Source organism: Streptomyces sp. SID11385 (genome assembly GCF_010548245.1).
Taxonomy (GTDB): Bacteria; Actinomycetota; Actinomycetes; order Streptomycetales; family Streptomycetaceae; genus Streptomyces.
In genome coordinates, this window is sequence record NZ_JAAGLR010000921.1 from 1 (window position 1) to 2103 (window position 2103).

Genomic DNA, 2103 nt, shown 5'->3' on the forward strand with positions numbered 1-2103 from the left:
AGCGGCTGGGGGGTGCGGCCGACCGGGCGGCCCTCGATGCTCGTGCCGTTGGTCGAGCCGAGGTCGGCGACCTCCGCGCGGCCCCCGGGGCCGAGGACCACGGCGCAGTGCGCGCGCGAGACGTCGGGGTCGTCGAGCGTCACGTCGGCGTCGGCGGAGCGGCCGATGCGCACCTCGCCGCCGTGCAGCACGTGCACGCCGCCCGCGTCGGGCCCGGAGACGACCTGGAGCTGGGGTGCCGTGGGGTCGGGCTCGCCCCCGGGGCCCGCCGGGCCGCCGAGCGAGAGCACCGCGCCGTCCACGAGCGGTGGTTCCCCGAGCACCGCGCGGTGCGGGTCGAGGCGGGCGCCGTCCACCCACCACGAGGACGTCGTCTCGCCCGAGCGGGCCGCCTTCTTCAGCCCGGCGGCGACCGCCGAGAGCTGGGTGCCCGCCGGGGCGGTGACGAGGACGTCGCAGTCGCGTCCCGCACCCCTCCGTGCCAGGAGGCTGAGCCGAATCTGCATCCCGGTCACGCGTCCCCTCTGCGCGCGCGCACGCCGGGGAAAGGGCTTCCACCCCCGCCGCGCACGGGCACTCGGCCTGTACGTACAGACACGCATCCTCGCACTTGCCAGAGACAACCCGCCCGTCGATCGCCGTCGATTGATCTTGATTGATCTGCTCCGGTCGGAAAAGTTCCATGTCGGACGGGCCTGATCGGCCGGAACCGTTCGCTCCGCGGGGCCGGGAGACGCGGGTCGGGCGCGGGCGGCAGTCGAACAACAGGACGGTCACGCGGGTCCGCGTCCCCCCGGCACGCCCCTGCCGCGCACTACAGTGGGCGGAACTGTCCGAAGCGGCGGCCCGAGGCCGCCGCCCCGAACGCGGCCGGCCCGGAGCCCCCAGAGGCGCCCGGATGCGGGCGAGCCGGATGATCAGGGAGCGCATGACGTGCGGCCGGTAGGCAGCAAGTACCTCCTGGAGGAGCCGCTGGGACGCGGCGCCACGGGCACCGTCTGGCGTGCGCGCCAGACCGTCCCCGCGGGCGCCGAGGCGGCCGTGCAGGGGCAGCCCGGGGAGACCGTCGCGATCAAGGTCCTCAAGGAGGAGCTGGCGAGCGATCCGGACATCGTGATGCGCTTCCTGCGCGAGCGCTCGGTGCTGCTCCGGCTCGCCCACCCCAACATCGTGCGCGTGCGCGACCTCGTCGTCGAGGGCGACCTGCTCGCGCTGGTCATGGACCTCGTCGAGGGCCCCGACCTGCACCGTTACCTCCGCGAAAACGGGCCCTTCAGCCCCGTCGCCGCGAGCCTGCTCACCGCGCAGATCGCGGACGCGCTCGTCGCGAGCCACGCGGACGGCGTCGTGCACCGCGACCTCAAGCCCGCCAACGTCCTCCTCAAGGAGGACCCCGACGGCGGCCTCCACCCGCTCCTCACGGACTTCGGCATCGCACGCCTCGCCGACTCCCCGGGCCTCACCCGCACGCAGGAGTTCGTCGGCACCCCCGCGTACGTCGCCCCCGAGGCCGCCGAGGGCCGCCCGCAGACCTCCGCCGTCGACATCTACGGCGCCGGCATCCTCCTCTACGAACTGCTCACCGGGCGCCCGCCCTTCCAGGGCGACTCCGCGCTCGAAGTCCTCCACCGGCACCTGAGCGAGGAGCCCCGCCGCCCCTCGAACGTCCCCGAGCCGCTGTGGACGGTCCTCGAACGCTGTCTCAGCAAGAACCCCGACCGCCGCCCGAGCGCCGAGAACCTCGCCCGCGCCCTGCGCGTCGTCGCCGAGGGCGTCGGCGTGCACGCCAACTCCGCGCAGATCGCGGCGGCCGAGGGCATCGGCGCGCTCCTCGCGCCCGACCCGGACCCGGCCCCCGTACCGGAAACGCCAGGCGCCGCCGCGCCCACCGAGGTCCTCTCCCGCGACGGCCTCCCGCAGGGCGCCTACGACCCGGCGGCGCCGACGTCCGTGCTCCCGACGGCGGGACCCGGCGCGGGGCAGGGCATGGGCCAGGGCGCCGGTACGGGCCAGGGCGGCCGTCCCGGCGACGCCGATCCGACCGCCGTCATGCCCCCCGTCCCGCCCGGCCAGGAGGGCGGCGACCCCGACGCCCCGCACCCC

At 75.9% G+C, this 2103-nt stretch carries 2 protein-coding genes; one reads left to right on the forward strand and one right to left on the reverse strand.

From position 1 onward, the window contains the following. A partial coding sequence (locus tag G3I42_RS28185; protein WP_164290589.1) for an FHA domain-containing protein occupies positions 1 to 506 on the reverse strand: 506 nt, incomplete at its 3' end. Between the two features lie 427 nt (positions 507 to 933). Between G3I42_RS28185 and G3I42_RS28190 the strand changes: the two genes are divergently transcribed. Beyond that, positions 934 to 2103 (forward strand): serine/threonine-protein kinase (locus G3I42_RS28190; protein WP_164290591.1); only part of this gene is annotated, 1170 nt, incomplete at its 3' end.